The sequence below is a fragment of the Arcicella sp. genome (genome assembly GCF_964672035.1).
Genome location: NZ_CBABQS010000031.1, coordinates 21,716 through 39,920 on the forward strand (window position 1 = coordinate 21,716; position 18,205 = coordinate 39,920).

At 36.6% G+C, this 18,205-nt stretch carries 18 protein-coding genes; 12 read left to right on the forward strand and 6 right to left on the reverse strand.

The genetic code is table 11. The features are described from left to right. Window positions 1–121 precede the first annotated feature (121 nt). Window positions 122–469 carry a four helix bundle protein gene (locus AC1W31_RS10490; RefSeq protein ID WP_481734393.1) on the forward strand — a complete coding sequence of 116 codons (348 nt, stop codon included), beginning with the start codon at window positions 122–124 and terminating at the stop codon, window positions 467–469. A gap of 94 nt (window positions 470–563) precedes the next feature. Here AC1W31_RS10490 and AC1W31_RS10495 read toward each other — a convergent pair whose 3' ends face one another. Beyond that, window positions 564–1,820 (reverse strand): efflux RND transporter periplasmic adaptor subunit, encoded by a 1,257-nt coding sequence (locus AC1W31_RS10495; RefSeq protein ID WP_481734394.1) that lies wholly within the window; start codon window positions 1,818–1,820, stop codon window positions 564–566. A 301-nt stretch (window positions 1,821–2,121) separates the two neighbouring features. On the opposite strand from AC1W31_RS10495, the gene ilvA reads away from it, so the two are divergent. After that, complete coding sequence (ilvA, locus tag AC1W31_RS10500; protein WP_481734395.1) at window positions 2,122–3,390, forward strand: threonine ammonia-lyase IlvA; 1,269 nt, start codon at window positions 2,122–2,124, stop codon at window positions 3,388–3,390. A 100-nt stretch (window positions 3,391–3,490) separates the two neighbouring features. Here the strand turns inward: ilvA and AC1W31_RS10505 are convergent, their stop codons facing one another. Next, on the reverse strand, window positions 3,491–4,780 hold the full coding sequence (locus AC1W31_RS10505; RefSeq protein ID WP_481734396.1) for an ATP-binding protein: 1,290 nt from the start codon (window positions 4,778–4,780) through the stop codon (window positions 3,491–3,493). 291 nt (window positions 4,781–5,071) lie between these two features. Here AC1W31_RS10505 and AC1W31_RS10510 point away from each other — a divergent pair, with 291 nt between their 5' ends. After that, window positions 5,072–6,079 carry a Gfo/Idh/MocA family oxidoreductase gene (locus AC1W31_RS10510; protein WP_481734397.1) on the forward strand — a complete coding sequence of 336 codons (1,008 nt, stop codon included), beginning with the start codon at window positions 5,072–5,074 and terminating at the stop codon, window positions 6,077–6,079. Between the two features lie 116 nt (window positions 6,080–6,195). On the opposite strand, the gene AC1W31_RS10515 is transcribed toward AC1W31_RS10510, so the two are convergent. Genes AC1W31_RS10515 through AC1W31_RS10525 form a run of 3 tightly spaced genes read right to left on the reverse strand, consistent with a single transcriptional unit; the run spans window position 6,196 to window position 9,292 of the window. Continuing rightward, window positions 6,196–7,530: a DUF58 domain-containing protein gene (locus AC1W31_RS10515; protein ID WP_481734398.1), complete on the reverse strand. Its 1,335-nt coding sequence runs from the start codon at window positions 7,528–7,530 to the stop codon at window positions 6,196–6,198. Next, complete coding sequence (locus AC1W31_RS10520; RefSeq protein WP_481734399.1) at window positions 7,527–8,057, reverse strand: DUF4296 domain-containing protein; 531 nt, start codon at window positions 8,055–8,057, stop codon at window positions 7,527–7,529. The genes AC1W31_RS10515 and AC1W31_RS10520 overlap by 4 nt, the downstream gene beginning before the upstream one ends. Before the next feature lie 59 nt (window positions 8,058–8,116). Continuing rightward, entirely contained in the window at window positions 8,117–9,292 is a 1,176-nt protein-coding gene (locus tag AC1W31_RS10525; protein ID WP_481734400.1) for a hypothetical protein, read from the reverse strand. A 216-nt stretch (window positions 9,293–9,508) separates the two neighbouring features. On the opposite strand from AC1W31_RS10525, the gene AC1W31_RS10530 reads away from it, so the two are divergent. From AC1W31_RS10530 to dxs, 9 genes are all read left to right on the forward strand, one after another. Further along, on the forward strand, window positions 9,509–9,808 hold the full coding sequence (locus AC1W31_RS10530; protein WP_481734401.1) for a hypothetical protein: 300 nt from the start codon (window positions 9,509–9,511) through the stop codon (window positions 9,806–9,808). Then, window positions 9,809–10,798: a DUF418 domain-containing protein gene (locus tag AC1W31_RS10535; protein ID WP_481734402.1), complete on the forward strand. Its 990-nt coding sequence runs from the start codon at window positions 9,809–9,811 to the stop codon at window positions 10,796–10,798. A 192-nt stretch (window positions 10,799–10,990) separates the two neighbouring features. Beyond that, the gene (locus AC1W31_RS10540) at window positions 10,991–11,317 is read left to right on the forward strand and encodes a nucleotidyltransferase domain-containing protein (RefSeq protein ID WP_481734403.1); all 327 of its coding nucleotides are present in this window, start codon (window positions 10,991–10,993) and stop codon (window positions 11,315–11,317) included. After that, window positions 11,310–11,693 (forward strand): HEPN domain-containing protein, encoded by a 384-nt coding sequence (locus tag AC1W31_RS10545; protein WP_481734404.1) that lies wholly within the window; start codon window positions 11,310–11,312, stop codon window positions 11,691–11,693. Before AC1W31_RS10540 ends, AC1W31_RS10545 begins: the two co-directional genes overlap by 8 nt. Further along, a complete protein-coding gene (gene cysS / locus AC1W31_RS10550) occupies window positions 11,694–13,184 on the forward strand; it encodes a cysteine--tRNA ligase (protein WP_481734405.1) in 1,491 nt (496 codons plus the stop codon). Between the two features lie 87 nt (window positions 13,185–13,271). After that, on the forward strand, window positions 13,272–14,063 hold the full coding sequence (locus AC1W31_RS10555) for a rhomboid family intramembrane serine protease (protein ID WP_481734406.1): 792 nt from the start codon (window positions 13,272–13,274) through the stop codon (window positions 14,061–14,063). Between the two features lie 114 nt (window positions 14,064–14,177). Beyond that, on the forward strand, window positions 14,178–15,089 hold the full coding sequence (locus AC1W31_RS10560; RefSeq protein ID WP_481734407.1) for a rhomboid family intramembrane serine protease: 912 nt from the start codon (window positions 14,178–14,180) through the stop codon (window positions 15,087–15,089). Between the two features lie 194 nt (window positions 15,090–15,283). Continuing rightward, window positions 15,284–15,412, forward strand: a complete 129-nt coding sequence (locus AC1W31_RS10565; RefSeq protein ID WP_481734408.1) for a hypothetical protein — start codon at window positions 15,284–15,286, stop codon at window positions 15,410–15,412. 172 nt (window positions 15,413–15,584) lie between these two features. Then, a complete protein-coding gene (dxs, locus tag AC1W31_RS10570; protein WP_481734409.1) occupies window positions 15,585–17,546 on the forward strand; it encodes a 1-deoxy-D-xylulose-5-phosphate synthase in 1,962 nt (653 codons plus the stop codon). 103 nt (window positions 17,547–17,649) lie between these two features. Here the strand turns inward: dxs and AC1W31_RS10575 are convergent, their stop codons facing one another. Further along, window positions 17,650–18,192 carry a CopD family protein gene (locus tag AC1W31_RS10575; protein ID WP_481734410.1) on the reverse strand — a complete coding sequence of 181 codons (543 nt, stop codon included), beginning with the start codon at window positions 18,190–18,192 and terminating at the stop codon, window positions 17,650–17,652. Window positions 18,193–18,205: the final 13 nt, after the last annotated feature.

The following is an 18,205-nucleotide window of genomic DNA, read 5'->3' on the forward strand; positions in this document are numbered from 1 at the left end:
GAGCTTCGAGCAATGAGCTTTCACTCAATCGAAGTTCACAGCTTGATTTATATTTCATTTTTATTCAAAAATTACTTAGTTTGCTAATATTTTATTTTGTAAAACACAGAAACCACTTATAATGAGAGATTTTAAGAAATTAATTGTTTGGCAAAGAAGCCATCAATTAACATTAAAAATTTATAGTGTTACTTCAAAATTTCCGAGAGAAGAACTTTTTAGTTTAGTTTCTCAAATGCGACGTTCTTGTTCATCTATTCCTACAAATATTGCGGAAGGTTGCGGACGTGAAAGTATTCCCGACTTACAGAGATTTCTTACCATCGCACGAGGTTCAGCATCAGAGTTAGAATATCAAATTTTACTTTCAAAAGACTTAAAATATTTAGATGAAGAGCAATATTTGTATTTTGACAAAGAAATAAACGAAATCAGAAAAATGATTCACGGGTTTTCTTCTAAGTTGTAAGTTTTGAGCAATGAGGTATGAATGTCAGATTTATTGACTCATAACTCACTGCTCACACCTCGCCGCTCATACCTCACTGCTCACACCTCATGCCTCACTGCTTCTTAATCACCAATTCCTGCATATCTCCATAATTTTCATAGCTACTCGTTACTACTTTATCGCCGACTTTCAAACCGCCCATCACCTCATAAAACTCAGGATTTTGACGACCTAATTGAATATCAACTTTATAAGCCTTCGTACCGTTTTCGTTCACTTTAAAAATCCAGTTTCCTCCCGTTTGTTGGTAAAAACCACCTTTGGTTAACAGAATCGCCTGAGTATCATCACTCAAAGAAAGGCGTACTTGCAAGGTTTGTCCACGACGTACATTGCTTGGGGGTGTTCCCACAAATTCCATATCTACCTGAAAACGTCCGTTAGTAACTTGCGAATAAACCTTTTTTACTTTCAGTTTATAGGTTTTATCCGAAATGGTAAACTCGCCCATCAAGCCAATAAAAACTCTTGAAATATAATGTTCATCAATATCCGCCCGAACTTTAAAACCACTCAATACGTCAATCTGACCTAATCTTTGTCCACGAGTTTTTAATTCCCCAACCTCCGCATTTCTTGACGTTAATTGACCATCCACGGGAGCTTTCACGATTAAATCTTCTGCTTTTTTACGCATCAAGGCCAAAGTCGTTTGGTTACGTTTGATGGTTTCTTTCATCTGATTTATTTGTTGATTGGTCGTTACCGAATCTTGGTCTAAAGTACGACTAACCAATTTCCTCCTACGATTTTGATAATTGTACGCATTCAATGAAGCCTTATAATCTTGTTCGGAAATCACTTTTTCACGGTAAAGGCGTTCGTTTAATTTAAAAAGTCGTTCTGCTTCTGCCACACCATTATCAATTTCAGCCTGTGAATTTTGGTATTGAATCGTAGCCTGAGCCGCCAAATTGCGGGTATATTGCATTTGTGTTTGCAGTCCAAAAACCGAAGTTTCCTGATTTGCCAAAGACAATTCCAAATCCGTATTTGCCATTTTCATAATCGGCTGACCTTTCTTCAACATCGCTCCATCTTCAGCATAGAGTTCCTCCACCCGTCCGCCTTCGATGGCATCCAAATAGATGGTTTGAATCGGTAATACAACGCCATTAATGGGAATAAATTCTTGAAAATTGCCCTTTGAAACCTCCGAAATCATCAAACGGTCTTGTTCTACGTTCAATTTTGGTTTGCCAGTAGTGTTCAAATACGCCGCTGCAATGAAGCCAACCAAAGCAATGCCCCCCGCAATCGGAAGAATTCGTTTCATTGACCATTTCTTTTTTTCTATTACTCTGTCCATGACTTTAATTAGTGAATTGTAAGTGGTAATTTGTTGAATGTTAAATAAGTTTTGATAATACATCTAACAAATTGATGCCAAAACATTAACTTACTGATTTTTAGTTAATTACGAATTTTATCCAAAACAAAACTGTTCGCTTTTGATACAGTTTTTGTACGCAATCGGACAGGTGTTCGTTTTTTGAAATAGGGATTATTATTGTTAATTTGCGGAGGTATAAATTTATTCGATTTATTCGTCGGAATGACAGAACTAACTTCAATAATCATCAAACTAACTTTACCATCAATACAAAACCATGAGTAACAAGGCCAAAACTTTTATTTCCCCAAGTTTAGAAAGTGTTTACGAAGCCGCTGAAAGGTTGCGTGGCATTGCTGTTCATACGCCCTTGATGGAAAATATTATCCTCTCTGAACGCTATGAAGCCAATATTTTCTTGAAAAGGGAAGATTTGCAAATTGTTCGTTCCTACAAAATCAGGGGGGCATATAACAAAATGTCGAGGCTTTCAAAAGCTGAATTAGCCAAAGGGGTTGTGTGTGCTTCGGCGGGTAATCATGCCCAAGGATTGGCGTATGCCTGTCACAAAATGAAAGTAAAAGGAACGATTTTTATGCCCACAACCACCCCAAATCAGAAGATTAAACAGGTGAAAATGTTTGGTCGAGATGATATTGAAATCATGATGGTGGGCGATACTTACGACGATGCCGCCAAAGCTGCCAAACAATATTGCGAAGAACATTACGCCACTTTTGTCTCGGCTTTTGATGATATTGATGTCATTACGGGACAAGCAACGGTAGGTTTAGAAATTTTTAAAGATGCCGATGTTAAAATAGATTATATTTTCCTTGCCATCGGTGGCGGAGGCGTTTCGGCGGGGATTTCAACGGTTTTCAAACAACTTTCTCCCCATACCAAAATTATCGGCGTTGAACCTGCGGGAGCGGCATCCATGAAGGCAAGTATTGAAGCGGGTCACGTGGTGGAATTGGAGACGATGGATAGGTTTGTGGACGGCGCTGCCGTGAAACGAGTTGGCGAGATTACCTTTGCCATTTGTCAACAAAATTTGGATGAAATCATCATCGTTCCCGAAGGAAAAGTATGTACGACCATCTTGGAATTATACAACGAATCCGCCATCGTAGCCGAACCCGCAGGAGCATTGACCATTGCGGCTTTGGATTTTATGAAAGAACAAATAAAAGGCAAAAATGTGGTCTGTTTGGTTTCTGGGGGCAATAATGACATTACCCGCACCGAAGAAATCAAGGAGCGTTCATTGCTTTACGAAGGCTTGAAACATTATTTTGTCGTCCGTTTTCCACAAAGAGCGGGAGCTTTACGTAACTTCCTAAACAACGTTTTAGGCCCCGACGATGATATTACTTTATTCGAATATCAAAAGAAAACCAACCGTGAATCTGGTCCGGTTTTGTTGGGCGTAGAGTTAAAAAATAAGGACGATTATCATGCCTTAATCGAGCGAATGAAGGCGGAGAATATTGTTTATCAAGAACTTAATGAACAGCCTGATTTATTTTCGGTTTTGGTGTAATTACATTTTAAAAAAGTCAGAATGGAGAACAAGGAATGAAGAGTGGAAAAGTAAAACCACTTCTTCATTCCTTGATCTTCATTCTGACCTAATAACCTTCTCAGTTTATCACTTCCGAAACCCCATACAAAGGAATATTAGTCAGCCAATCTTCTTGTCGATATTTGCTCATAGATGTTCTAATAGCAGTTTTGGGAGCGTATTTTTCGACATAAACCTTCAAACTTTTGGACTTTAGGTTTTCCTCTGCTTTTACCTCTATCGGTATAATCTCATTTTGTGATTGCAACACAAAATCAACTTCGGCAGTGGCATTGGAGGCTGTCCAGTAGTATAATTCTTTCTTAATTTTCAATTGCTGACACACAAATTGTTCCGTTAAAGCTCCTTTAAACTCCGTGAGGATATTATTTTTTTCTAAAAGAATTCTTTGATCTAAATCTCTAATTGCATTCAGTAAGCCAATATCGATAAAAAATAATTTAAAGGCATCAAAATCTGCGTAGGCATTTAATGGTAAAGTTGGCTTTTCAATTCTGTTTACTTTCAAGACTAAACCCGCATCCACCAACCAATTAATGGCGGTTTCAAAATCTTTTGCTCTTGCTCCTTTTTTAATTTGACCATAGACAAATTTTCTATTTTCTTTGGCTAATTGACTTATCAAGGTATTCCAAACTAACCTTATTCTGGGAACAATGTCATTCGGAGCGTGTTTGGCAAAATCATTTTCGTATCCCGCAATTATTTTTCGTTGAATGGCTCTAAGGGTATCTAAATTTTTGTTTTCGATATAATTTAAAACCACTTCTGGCATGCCACCAACAAAATAATATAACCTTAAAATTTCTACTAATTTATCATGAAAGACCGTAATCAATTCCCAATTTTTATTTTGCAATGAGGTCACTAATTGCTCTTCGCCCACATTTTCCAAAAACTCCATAAAACTCATCGGAAATAATGGAATTAAATCAACTTTGCCCACGGGAAAAGAGCTATTCTTTTGATTTGATATTCCTAATAATGAACCCGCCGCTACGATAAAATACTCAGGTGCTTGTTCATAGAAATATTTTAGAGCCGTTAATCCTTTTTCAGCTTCTTGAATTTCATCAAAAATGAGAAGTGTATTCTGTGAATCTATTTTTTGCTTGACTTCAATTTCAATAACCGCAATAATTCTTTCAATATCAAAGTCAGAAATAAATAATTCTCTCAACCTACTGCTACTTTCAAAATTGAGATATACTACATTTTGGAATTCTCTTTTTCCAAATTCCTTCATCAACCAAGTTTTGCCTACTTGCCTTGCCCCTTGAATGATTAAGGGTTTCCTGATTTTTGAGTTTTTCCAATTAAGTAATTCTTGAAATGCAAATCTATTCATGTCTATAAATTTATGTATTGATTTACAAATTACACTTTTTCCTTTGAAAAAATGTATGGGTAGCACACTTTTCCAAAGGAAAAAGTGTATAAAATTTCTTAATGGGCTGAAATGAGTAGAAATTGGTAGGTAAATAGGTTTCAATATTATGGTGGATTCATCATACAACAATTCAGCATAAATAGGAAAATAAAAAGTGTTAATATAGCAACTCGAAAATGGAATTCATTCTTTTGAAGAACGATTTTCGTAAATTTGCGAACAATTTATAATTGAAAAATTTAAAAAATTATGCTCAACGTTGCCCTCATCGGTTTTGGTTTGTCTGGACGATATTTACAAGCCCCATTTTTTGAAACGAATCCAAATTTTAGCCTAAAAACGATCGTTTCTAACAGTCAAAATCCGCAAGATTTTTTCCCATCTGTACAAGTTGCCAAAACTTTGGATGAAGTTTTGGCGGATTCAGAAATTGATTTAGTAAGTATTTGTTCGCCGAGTTTGACCCATTTTGAATATGCCAAACGGGCATTGTTGGCGGGTAAGCACGTTCTCGTTGAAAAACCTTTTACCGCCACCGTTCAAGAAGCGGAAGAATTGATTTTATTGGCTAAAAAACAAGGCAAAATACTGACAGTATTCCAGAATCGCCGTTTTGATTCTGATTTTATGACGGTCAAAAAAGTAATTGATGGAGATTTTTTAGGAGAAATTCATAGTTTTGAAATTCATTTTAATCGCTTCAAACCTGTTCTGAATCCCAAAAAGTGGAAGGAAATTGTAAGTCCCGCTAATGGAATTCTTTACGATTTAGGCGCTCATATCATTGACCAAGTTATCACGCTTTTTGGCGTACCAAATGGTGTTTGGGGACAGACTTTTACACAAAGAGAAAACTCTGAAATTGACGATGCTTTTGATATAAAGTTAGACTACGGAAAGCTAAAAGTTACCTTAAAATCCAGTTTATTGGTACGTGAAGATACGCCAAGATACATTATTCACGGTAAAAAAGGCTCATTTACCAAACACGGAATCGATGTGCAAGAAGACCATTTAAAGGCAGGAATGATGCCCCAAGATGTTGATTTTGGCATTGAACCCATCACACAATCGGGCATTTTGACTACTGAAATGAATGGTCTGGTTTTCAAAGGAACGGTAGAAACTGAAAAAGGAAATTGGGCTTTATTATTCCAAAATCTTCACGATGTTATTGTGGATGGAAAGGAATTATTCATAAAACCAGAAGAAATTTTGGAACAAATTAAAATTATTGAAAAGATTAAATCGGTGTAGTTAAGGAAATTGTAAATGTAAAGATATCAGTTATTTGCCGTTGAACTTCCCGAAACAACTCCGTTGGGGGTTAAACTTTCGGGAAGTTAATACAAGAAACTTTATAACCTGAAAACTCAAATCATTCCCCTTGACTTCAATTCCAAGTATTTATTAACTGTATTGACCGTTAAATTTTGCGGTGCAGTCAATAATGCTTGAATGCCAAATTGTCCTAACTCCTTGATAATCTGCTGTTTCTCGTAAAAATATTTCTCCGCAATTGTTTTCAAATAGATTTCTTCGGTTGTGTGGGTAGGTTTGTCCAATAAAGCCCGAAGTTCAGTATTCTCGAAAAAAACGATGATGAGCAAATGGTCTTTCGCTAATTTTCTAAAATAGGGTAATTGCCTCCGCATAGACGTAACCGTTTCAAAATTAGTATATAACAAAAACAAACTTCGCTGGCGCACATAGGTCTTCGTATGTATATAAAGCGCTTCGTAATCCGTTTCTAAAAAGCGAGTTTTTTGCTTGTATAAAATGTCCAAAATCTTGGTCATTTGCCCCCCTTTTCGGTCGGCAAGTAGCACTTGTCCGATGCGGTCAGAAAACGTAATTATTCCCGCTTTGTCTTGTTTGTAAATCGCAATATTTGATAAGACTAAGGTTGCATTAATAGCGTAATCCAATAACGAAAGTCCCTCAAAAGGCATTTGCATCACCCTGCCTTTATCAATCAAACAATAAACATTTTGTGATTTTTCTTCTTGAAAAGCATTGACCATCAAGTCGTTACGTCGGGCGGTAGCTTTCCAATTGATACTTCTAATATCGTCTCCTTGCACATATTGACGAATTTGTTCAAACTCCTGACTTTGCCCAATTTTACGAATTTTCTTAATTCCTAATTCCGTCAAACGATTTGAAATGGCCATCAATTCGTAGGCTCTCATTTGCAAAAAAGAAGGATAAACCGCCACCATTTTATCTTGAGAAAATTGGTAACGACGTTTCAATAATCTTATCGGACTTTTTACATATATATTTACTGCCCCAAAGCTATATTCACCCCGTTTTGTGGGGCGTAAAGTATATTCCAAAATTTGAGTTTCGGCAACTTTCAAAGCAGTACGAAACATTAAATCACGTTTCTGAAACTGGAAGGGAATTTCATCAATAATTTGAAGTTGAACGGGGAAATCGTAATGATTTTCGAGGTAAATAGACAGTGGGTTTTCATCGCCATTGGACAAACGATCAGGTGCTTCACGACGGGCAAAAATGCCTTTTTTAGAGCGATAAAGCATGATTCCGTCCACCAAAAGCATCAGCATAAAAACGAAAAAAAGCATTTGAGTTATGCCAAATAAGACGGGAAAAACAAACGCCAAAACAAACATTACCACCAAGAAAATAGTGATATAAAATACCAAATTTGAGAGATAAAGAGATTTTAAAAATGCTTTCATGGAAGTTTGGGCGTGGCTTTATCAAGTTTATGAGTAGAAAGTTTATCAGTAAAGAGGCGTTTTTTTATGGCCTCTTTTGCTTTAATTTCATTTTTCACCCGCATCAAACTATCGGCTTTTTGTATCGCTTTTGGTATTGTTTTAGCTTTTTTTTCCTCTAATAGTTTCTTCTTTTTCGCTTCTAAATCAACTTTTGCTTGAATTTGCTTTTTCTTGGCTTCCAACGCCTTTTTAACCTCAGCATAAATTTCTTTCATTTTATCTGGATTCAATAGATAATATTTAAAACTGCTTCTGAAAGTAGCCGTGTCTAAATCGTAGGTTTTTAATAGTTGAACCTTCATTTTTTGGTAAACGAACACCGAAGAATCTTCATGTTGAAAATGAAAATTATTGATTTGAGCCTCTAAAATATGGATTTCAGTCAAAACCTTGGCCATTTTGTCTTTAGGAATCAAATTTTCGGGTTTTTCATCAGAACCACAGGCCATAAGCCAAAACGTAAGTAGAAAAATTCTTAATCTCATATTTCAAATTTACAGTGAATTTGAATAAGTTTATCATTATTAAGATTTTTTAAGAACCCTTATCCTACTCTCGGACAACGTTTAAATTCTTTCGTTCTATCAAAAAGATAACGATAAGTGATAAATTCTTTGTCACGAGTGGTGCCTAATTGCGAAACGAAACGGTTCATTTTTGGATTAAAATCGCCCACCCAATTCATGTCAATTGTATCATATTGATAATGTGGATTGTCACGCCCAGCCTGGCGAAAACGTAAAGCAATTGCCGATTCGATTCCCTTTCCTTGAAAATCTGGAACAACGCCAAAAATAACGCCACAAGTACGATTAATAACGCCCCGTTGCAACAAAAGCCAGAATTTTAATTTCTCCCAAAGTCCAAATTTTCCATCTAAGTGTTTGACAATCTGGTTGATATCGGGAATAACGATAAAGAAGGCAATTGGACGTTCTCCAGAGTAAGCAAACCACGTAAGTTGCTCATCAATAATGGGTTTCATGGTGTTTACCAAGCTCTTCGCTTGTTCAGCATTCATTTCTTTTACGCCTGGAAATTTTGCCCAAGCTTCATTGAATATCGTTCTGAAATCTTCTCCGTATTTGGCTAATATAGTCTTCTTTATGCTTCTAAACGTATATTCGGGATTGGCATAAACCTTACGAGCTTTGTCCTCTACCGTGTCCATTACCGATGCTGCCCGAATTGGCGAAACGTAAATATATTGTTGGAAATAATCTTTGAAACCGAAGTTGTCGAAAAACGAAATGTAATACTGCTTCGTCCACGGCATTTTGTAGGTTGGTTCGTATTGCCAGCCTTTTATCATCAAGCCCCAAAAGGAATCTCTTTCGCCAAAATTGATGGGGCCATCCATAGCTTCCATGCCTTTCAAAGCCAACCATTTTTTACAAGTTTCAAATAATAAAAAAGCGGCAGATTCGTCTTCAATACACTCAAAAAATCCCATTCCGCCCGTAGGTTGGTCTTCTTTGGTGGCGGTTTCGTGGTTGATAAAAGCCGCAACACGCCCGATGGTTTTTCCTTCCGAATCCTGTAAAATCCAACGAATGGCCTCACCGTGTTTGAAATATTTATTTTTCTTTGGGTCGAAAGTGTACTCAATATCTTGGTCGAGTGGACGAATCCAATTAGCATCTTCAGCGTATAGTTTTACGGGTAATAAAAGAAATTCTTGTTGAAGTTTTTTATCGTCAGCGACTTCAATAATTGTCATGGTGGTTTGGGTTTTATTTTTCTGTAAAGATAGGGGATTTTGAGTAAATAGGTGAAAAAGTAACCAAGTAGTAACCAAGTGAAAATTAGTATAAATTTTTTTACTCCATCTTCAACCACTGTATAAATCATCCAACCTTAAACTAAGTTATAAAGCTAACTAATCACTAATCTTCTTATCTTTGAAATAATATTAGTAAACCATTAATTAAAAGCCGTGCAAGAACTTTCTCCCAATCTTCAAAGTCGTTATCAATCCATTGATTTTTTGCGTGGAATAGCCGTACTCGGAATTCTTCTAATGAATATTCCAGGTTTTTCTTTTCCGTCTTTTCCGTATCAGCATTTTACTGATTATACGGGTATTAATTATCGTTCAGAAATCTTTGTAGCCGTCTTTTTTGAAGGCACGATGCGGGGGTTATTTTCGATGCTTTTTGGGGCAAGTTGTATGCTTATTTTATCGAAAAATAATGATGTAAATTCTATTGATATTTATTATCGAAGATTGCTTTAGATGTTCGTTTTCGGGCTTTTCAATTTTTTTATTCTGCTTTGGGATGGTGATATTTTATATTTTTATGCCATTTGTGGTTTATTCCTTTTTCCATTTAGGAAAGTAGAAGCTAATTATTTGATTATTACAGGATTAGTGTTGTCATTTTGGCTTTTTGGAAGAAGTGCTTATCGGTATATTGATCAACGAAAACCTAAATACGAAGCCTATAAATCGGCAATGACGGATTCTTTAAAACTCCACAAAAAGTTAAAACCTAAGCAAAAAGAAGATATAGCAACATTTAAAGAAATGTCTGCTTGGATGAAGAAAGATACTGCCAAGATTAATTCTAATATTCGGGAGATGCGAGGCAACTACAAAACGATATTTAATAAAAGATGGAAAGACGCTGACGAATACCAAAAATGGACGCTTTATAACCCAAATTTCTGGGACATTATCTTGATGATGTTTATCGGCATGGGCTTTTTCAAATTAGGTATTTTTACCAATAAATTAACGACTCGACAGTACGGCCTGATGGCTTTAATTGGCTATTCTTTGGGGCTTTTTATGAGAATTCGTTACGTAAATTCCTCTTATTATGATGAAAAGGGTCTTGAAAATTTCTTTGAAACTTATACGATTCCAACGGGAGCATATCAGGATATTCAACGACTAATGATGACGGTCGGACACATTGGACTACTGATGCTCGTTTACAGGTCGGGGGCGTTTAATTGGTTGGTCAAAATTCTTTCCAAAGCGGGGCAAATGGCTTTATCCAATTATTTACTCCAAAGCATTCTCTGTGGTTTATTTTTCTACGGATTTGGCTTCGGAATGTTTGCCAAATTACAAATCTACCAAAACTATCTTTTTGTGATGGGTGTATGGATTATTTGTTTGATATTCAGCAATATATGGCTTCATTATTTCAAATTTGGCCCCGCTGAATGGTTGTGGAGAAGCTTGACGTATTGGAAAAAACAGGAGATGAAGCGGTAGAAAAATTTGAGGATATATTTGAACGTTTAAGCGTTGTTATTGACTTGGTTCAAGCGTCCTCGCTTGAACCTTTTTATTTTCGGTTCAAACAAACTCAATGCAATCTTTTTGGAAATCCGCATTTTGGAACGAAAATCATCTCTTTCCGTTATACTTTTATTAGTTTTGTAGGAGAAACTAAATGTTAATCTAATGGTCGATAAAGCACTTGTCATAAAAGATTTTACGGAAACCATGAAAAATCATTATGGCGACCGCCTGTCGAAGATAATTCTCTACGGCTCGTATGCCCGTGGGGATTTTAATGAAGAATCAGATATTGATTTTATGGTTGTTCTGAAAGATAAAGAAGTAAGGGCAGTAAAGGAAATTACTTCTACATATAAACTTTTAAATGAATTAACGTTAAAAAATGATATTTGGGTTTCGATGTTTGCCACATCCATTACCAAATTTGAAACAGCAACAAAAGCCTTATATAGGTTTGTAAGAAAAGAAGGAATAACTATATATGAATGAGGATATTAAAAATGCCCTTGCTCTCGCAGAAAGCACATTAGATGATGCCGTTTTCAATGCAAAAGATAACAGAAACCGTGTAGCCATGAACCGTTGCTACTATGCTTATTTCTATTTAATCAGAAGTTTACTTCTCGAAAAAAATATTCACTCAAAAACTCATTCTGGTTTAATTAGTGAGTTTGGAAGAATATTTATCAAAACGGGTATTATTCCCAAAGAATTTAGCAATAATTTAGCTTTTTTATTTGACCAAAGGCAAACTGCAGATTACGATTTGGATGAAGAAATAGGAAAAGAAGAAATTGATAAAGCGCTACAAATGGTAGAAGAATTTATCAATTTTGTAAAAGAAAAATATCAAATAACTGAATAAATGCAACCATTAAAAATATACAATACCCTCAGCCGAGAAAAAGAATTGTTTACCCCTATAAACGCCCCACATGTGGGAATGTACGTTTGTGGACCAACCGTTTATAATTACGTTCATTTGGGCAACGTCCGTACTTTTATGACTTTCGATGTGCTCAATCGTTATTTGACGCATTTGGGTTACAAAGTTCGTTATGTCCGTAACATCACAGACGTTGGGCATTTGGTGGGCGATGGTGACGAAGGAGAAGACAAAATCGGGAAAATGGCGAAGTTAGAGCAACTTGAGCCGATGGAAATTGTGCAACGTTATACCAACGATTTTCACAAGGTTCTCGACCAATTCAATTTTATTCCACCGAGTATTGAACCTTCCGCTACGGGACACATTGTTGAACAAATCGAAACGACTACCACCTTACTTAATAAAGGTTTAGCCTACGAATCTAACGGTTCGGTTTATTTCGATATTGCCAAATACAACGAACAAGGCGGTAATTACGGTAAATTATCTGGTCGTATTTTAGAAGATTTATTATCAGAATCTCGTGATTTAGAGGGCGTTGGCGAAAAACGTAGTCCACTTGATTTTGCGCTTTGGAAAAAAGCAGCTCCCGAACATTTGATGCGTTGGAATTCTCCTTGGGGAGCGGGTTTTCCAGGTTGGCATTTAGAATGTACTTGCATGAGTACCAAATACTTAGGTGATAGTTTCGATATTCACGGCGGTGGAATGGACTTGAAATTTCCACATCACGAATGCGAAATTGCTCAAGCCAAAGGAGCAAATGGACGTGAACCCGTTCGTTATTGGATGCACTCAAATATGTTGACCGTAAATGGTCAAAAAATGTCTAAATCGCTCGGAAATTCTTTCCTTCCTGCCGAACTTTTTGCGGGTTCACATCCGTTGTTAGAACAGGCCTACAGTCCCATGACGGTGCGTTTTTTTATGTTGCAATCACAGTACAGAAGTACGCTCGATTTCTCGAATGATGCACTTAAAGCTGCTCAAAAGGGTTATATACGCTTGATTAACGGCTTGAGAATCATTAAAAATATTGAATACGTAGCGGATGATTCAATAGTTGTTGATGAAAAGCAAATGGCTGAAATTGAAAAAGGAATTCAAGGCTGTTTTGATGGATTGAACGATGATTTAAACACTGCTGTGGCGATTGCAGGTTTATTCAATCTCTTGAAAAAAATTAATCAATTATACATGGGACAAGTACAAACGGCCCAAATTGGCGAGACAGCATTCAACCTTTTGAAGGAAAAATTTGTCGCTATTATTGAAGATATTTTGGGAATTTTAGAAGAACCAAATAATTCAATTGAAGCCCTTGCCAAAGGAATGTTATCACTTTACCGAGAATATAAAGAAGCTAAACAATACGACAAAATCGACGAAATTAGAACTTATTTCAAAGCTAATGGCTTAGTAATCAAGGACATGAAAACTCGTATTGATTGGGCTTATGAAGAATAAGTTGTGATTTAGTGATTGGTGAGTTATGATTTATCATCGGACTCAAAAATCACAACTCACCAACTCACAACTCACAAATAATTACACATGAGAACACCCAGTTTAACGCCTATTATTAAGGCAATTATTGTCATTAACATAATCGTTTTTGGCGTTCAGTCAATCAATCCACAATACGATAGAATGATTGTTTCGTTATTCGGTTTGCATTATTTTTCTTCCGAACAATTCATCCCAACTCAGTTGGTGACGTATATGTTTGTGCATTCAAACATTGGACATATTTTCAGTAATATGTTAGGGCTATTTTTTTTAGGGCCCATCTTAGAAATGTACTGGGGAGAAAAAAGATTCTTAATTTTTTATTTAGTTACGGGAATCGGGGCAGGCGTTTTGTACATGGGATTAAAATATTATGATTTCTCAACGCTACAAGCCGTTACGGAAGCGTACATCTTAAATCCTGATTTAACAAAGTTTCAAAGTTTAATAGCCGGATTTTATTCAGAAGGAATTCCATCAAGCGTTTATACTTTATTACAGGATACAAGCAACGTTACCCTCAAAGAATCCGTCTTTATAGCAGAAGAAAGTTTGAAGGCTGTTTTAAACACACCGATGATTGGGGCTTCGGGAGCAGTTTTTGGTATTATGGCAGGTTTTGGTTTGCTATTTCCCAATACCGAATTGATGCTTTTATTTTTCCCGTTTCCCATTAAAGCTAAGTACTTTGTAACCTTTTATGCACTATACGAAATCTATGCGGGACTCAACAAAATGCCTGGCGATAATGTTGCACATTTTGCCCATATTGGGGGTATGATTTTTGCTTTCATTTTAATTAAAATTTGGGGAACAAAACGGAATAGTTTTTATTAAAAATTTTGTATCTTTATTACGTAACTTTTTGCTTGCTAAAACGTTACTATATTACGATACACAAACATCGGACTAACAATTATCGAATCGAGCGACGATCGCCTCGGAAATAAAATGAGTGGAATTTTAGATGACTTCAAAAACGCTTTCGCCAAGCGTAACAACGGTTTAATTCAACTAATATGGTTGAATGTGGCGGTTTATGTAGTCATGTTAGTATTCTTGATTACAGCAACGGTATTTTTCAAAAGACCTGATATTTTTGAAACGCTACTTTCTTATTTCAGCGTTACACCTGCCATGTCTATATTTCTCTTTCGTCCATGGACAATTCTGACCTACTCTCTATTTCATGCGGTCAATCCTATTTCGCACTTGTTGCCAAATATGTTGATGCTTTATTGGTTTGGGGCAATTATTCAAGAATTTTTAGGAAGCCGTAGATTAATAAATTTGTACATATTGGGCGCAATTTTTGGCGGAGCATTAGCCTTAATTGCCTTCAATTTTATTCCTTATTATCAAGGGGCAATCAACACAACAATTATCGGAGCATCGGGAAGTGTTATGGCAATTATGTTTGCTGCCGCTACTTTAATGCCTGATTATACCTTCTTTTTGTTCTTGATTGGGCCCGTCAAAATTAAATATATTGCCCTTTTCTTCTTCTTAATTTCTTTGGCAGGTGCCATTGGCACAAACGCTGGCGGAGGAATCGTCCACATGGGCGGAGCTTTATTGGGTTACTTATATGTAAAACAATTGCAAGCGGGTCGAGATTGGGGAATGCCCATTGATACTACGGTTGAATTCTTTCAAAATCTTTTCAAACGTACTGAAAAACCAACCATCAAAGTGGTTCACCGTCAGAAAGAATCTATGTATTCAAATACGCCAGCAAGCGTAGGTGGTGCGTATCCAGACGATGATGAAGTAGATGAAATCTTAGATAAAATTTCTCGTTCGGGCTATGAAAGTTTAACGAAGGAAGAAAAGCAAAAGTTGTTTAAGGCTTCGCAGAAGTAAATTTAGGTGTTGAGGATTAGAATTTAGGGGTTAGGTATGAAGCAGAAAGTGATTTGCAATTTCTATAATTCCGATTTCATTATCTAACTATGAATAATCTTATCTTAAAATCCTATCAAAAATAAATTAGTGAATCAATAACTCAAGAAGAAAAACTTGCGATTGCCTCACGTTTGTATGAATATGTTCTTACATTGACTGCAGAGGAAGGAGAAGAATATAGCGTAAGTACATCAGCTTCAATTCATACTAAAACTGAAGTAATGGACAAATTGATTGCCGCTTACGAAGCTATGAAAGTAGATACTTTAAATTTCGCTTAGATTTTATACAATACATTGCCAACAAAAACGGTCAAGCCCAAAATTCTTGACCGTTTTTACGTTTACGATAACCTCAGAAAAATTTTGTAAATTTGTATTATTAAATACAATACCATCAAACATTTCATATTTTTGATGGTTATCTATTTATCATTTCGACAACACGACATTTATGAAAATCACCCCTGGCAAAATATTGGCTCAAATTAACTCCCCAGAGGATTTAAGGAAACGAGACCGCTCGGAATTACTCCAAATTTGTGATGAACTTCGTCAATACATTATTGATGATGTTTCTGTGTTTGGCGGTCATTTTGGGGCATCTTTGGGGGTGGTTGAGTTGTCGGTGGCTTTGCATTATATTTTCAATACGCCTTATGACCAAGTAATTTTTGACGTAGGACATCAAGCCTACGGACATAAAATCTTGACGGGTAGAAGGGAACAGTTCCACACCAATCGTCTCTACGGAGGAATTTCTGGTTTCCCAAAACGAAAAGAAAGTGAATATGATGCTTTTGGCGTGGGTCATTCATCTACTTCCATTTCGGCCGCTTTGGGGATGTCGGTGGCTTCGCAATATAAAGGTGAAAAAGACCGTCAACATATTGCGGTCATTGGCGATGGGTCAATGACGGCAGGGATGGCATTCGAGGCAATGAATCATGCAGGCGCAATTTCGAACAACATGATAATTATTTTGAATGATAATTGCATGGCGATTGACCCGAACGTTGGAGCCTTGAAAGAATATTTGACGGATATTACTACTTCGCACACCTATAATCGTGTGAAAGATGAAGTCTGGAATTTGTTGGGTAAAATGTCCACATTTGGCAAATCTGCGCAAGACATTGTTTCTAAAATTGAGAATGGTTTAAAAGCTACTTTGCTAAAACAAAGTAACTTGTTTGAATCATTGAACCTAAGATATTTTGGTCCAATTGATGGGCATGACGTTGAATATTTAGCAACCGTTTTGAATGATTTGAAAGACATTCCCGGTCCTAAAATTCTTCATTGTATCACCACAAAAGGTAAAGGTTATGCCCTTGCCGAAAAAGACCAAACCCTTTGGCACGCTCCCGGCAAATTCGACAAAATCACGGGAGAAATTAAGAAAAAAGTTTATTTAACTCCGCAACCTCCTAAGTATCAGGAGGTTTTCGGAAATACCATCGTAGAATTAGCCGAACAAAATGCCAAGATTATGGGGGTTACACCCGCCATGCCTTCGGGAAGTTCGTTGAATATTATGATGAAAGCAATGCCCGACCGTGCTTTTGATGTGGGCATTGCCGAACAACACGCCGTAACATTTTCGGCAGGTATGGCAACACAAGGATTGACGGTTTTTTGTAATATTTACTCAACTTTCATGCAACGTGCCTACGACCAAGTGGTGCATGATGTAGCGATTCAGGAATTACCTGTTATTTTCTGTCTCGACCGTGCGGGTTTTGCGGGTGCCGATGGTCCAACGCATCACGGGGCGTATGATATTGCGTACATGAGATGTATTCCAAATATGATTGTCTTTGCTCCGATGAATGAAAAGGAATTACGGGACATTATGTTTACAGTTTCTCAGGATAATTTTAAAGATTTAAAATCTTGTATATCAATTCGTTATCCAAGGGGAGAAGGTGTTATGCCTAATTGGAAAACACCATTTGAATTGATGGAAATTGGCAAAGGACGTAAAATTAAAGATGGTGAGAACGTAGCGATTTTGACGCTTGGACACATTGGAAATTATGCTGTTACTGCCTGTGAATTGTTGGAAAAAGAAGGCATCAATCCAGCCCACTACGATATGCGTTTTGTGAAACCATTGGATGAAGCGATGTTACACGAGATTTTCCAAAAATACGATAAAGTAATCACCGTAGAAGATGGTTGTATTCAAGGAGGATTTGGTTCGGCAGTGGCAGAATTTATGTTGGATAATGGTTATTCAGCTCAAGTAAAACGACTCGGAATTCCTGATAGAGTGGTTGAGCACGGAGAGCAAATTGAACTCCATAAAGAATGCGGATTTGACCCCGAAGGTATTGCGGAGGCAGTTAGGGTAATTTCAGGAGCGCTCAAAAGAAAGGAGAAAACGGAAGAAGTTACGTTGCTATTGAATTAATAAGTATATAATCTTTACAAAAATTCTAAATTATTTGGGAAGGCTGAACATTAAAAACCCCAATCAAACTGATTTGATTGGGGTTTTTAATGTATTTTTAATATTATTTCTTCTCCCGAATTCGCTTCACAATTCTCACAGCCGACATAATGACAACTGCAAAAGTTAAGAGTCCAACCAATCCCCAAATCCAATCAACGGAGTTTTTCAGCACAACCAAAAATACAATGGCGAAAAGGAAAATGGTAGCAATTTCATTGAAAAGGCGTAATTGAAACCCCGTAAATCTAAATTTATTTTGACGTAATTCTAAAATTATTTTTCGACAATAGAAATGGTAAATAATCAAACCCAAAACGAATAAAAGTTTGATATGCAACCAACCGTGAGCAGCAAAAGAATCCCACCAAGTCCAATAAACCATGGTGATGCCAGAAATTATTGTCAGCCACATCGCTGGAATCATAATGGCGTTGAATAAAACTTTCGCCATTCTGAGGTATTCTTTTTGCAAAATATCACGTTCCACAACAGGCTTTTGGTTCGCTTCGGTATGATACACAAAAAGGCGTGGTAAATAGAAAAGTCCCGCAAACCATGCGGTTACAAAGATGATATGGATTGCCTTGACGTGTTCGTAGGTCATATTTTGAAGGAAA

Coding starts and splice junctions, on each gene's coding strand:
- AC1W31_RS10490 (WP_481734393.1), top strand. CDS start 122: ATGAGAGATTTTAAGAAATTAATTGTTTGGCAAAGAAGCCATCAATTA.
- AC1W31_RS10495 (WP_481734394.1), bottom strand. CDS start 1,820: ATGGACAGAGTAATAGAAAAAAAGAAATGGTCAATGAAACGAATTCTT.
- ilvA (WP_481734395.1), top strand. CDS start 2,122: ATGAGTAACAAGGCCAAAACTTTTATTTCCCCAAGTTTAGAAAGTGTT.
- AC1W31_RS10505 (WP_481734396.1), bottom strand. CDS start 4,780: ATGAATAGATTTGCATTTCAAGAATTACTTAATTGGAAAAACTCAAAA.
- AC1W31_RS10510 (WP_481734397.1), top strand. CDS start 5,072: ATGCTCAACGTTGCCCTCATCGGTTTTGGTTTGTCTGGACGATATTTA.
- AC1W31_RS10515 (WP_481734398.1), bottom strand. CDS start 7,530: ATGAAAGCATTTTTAAAATCTCTTTATCTCTCAAATTTGGTATTTTAT.
- AC1W31_RS10520 (WP_481734399.1), bottom strand. CDS start 8,057: ATGAGATTAAGAATTTTTCTACTTACGTTTTGGCTTATGGCCTGTGGT.
- AC1W31_RS10525 (WP_481734400.1), bottom strand. CDS start 9,292: ATGACAATTATTGAAGTCGCTGACGATAAAAAACTTCAACAAGAATTT.
- AC1W31_RS10535 (WP_481734402.1), top strand. CDS start 9,809: ATGTTCGTTTTCGGGCTTTTCAATTTTTTTATTCTGCTTTGGGATGGT.
- AC1W31_RS10540 (WP_481734403.1), top strand. CDS start 10,991: ATGGTCGATAAAGCACTTGTCATAAAAGATTTTACGGAAACCATGAAA.
- AC1W31_RS10545 (WP_481734404.1), top strand. CDS start 11,310: ATGAATGAGGATATTAAAAATGCCCTTGCTCTCGCAGAAAGCACATTA.
- cysS (WP_481734405.1), top strand. CDS start 11,694: ATGCAACCATTAAAAATATACAATACCCTCAGCCGAGAAAAAGAATTG.
- AC1W31_RS10555 (WP_481734406.1), top strand. CDS start 13,272: ATGAGAACACCCAGTTTAACGCCTATTATTAAGGCAATTATTGTCATT.
- AC1W31_RS10560 (WP_481734407.1), top strand. CDS start 14,178: ATGAGTGGAATTTTAGATGACTTCAAAAACGCTTTCGCCAAGCGTAAC.
- dxs (WP_481734409.1), top strand. CDS start 15,585: ATGAAAATCACCCCTGGCAAAATATTGGCTCAAATTAACTCCCCAGAG.
- AC1W31_RS10575 (WP_481734410.1), bottom strand. CDS start 18,192: ATGACCTACGAACACGTCAAGGCAATCCATATCATCTTTGTAACCGCA.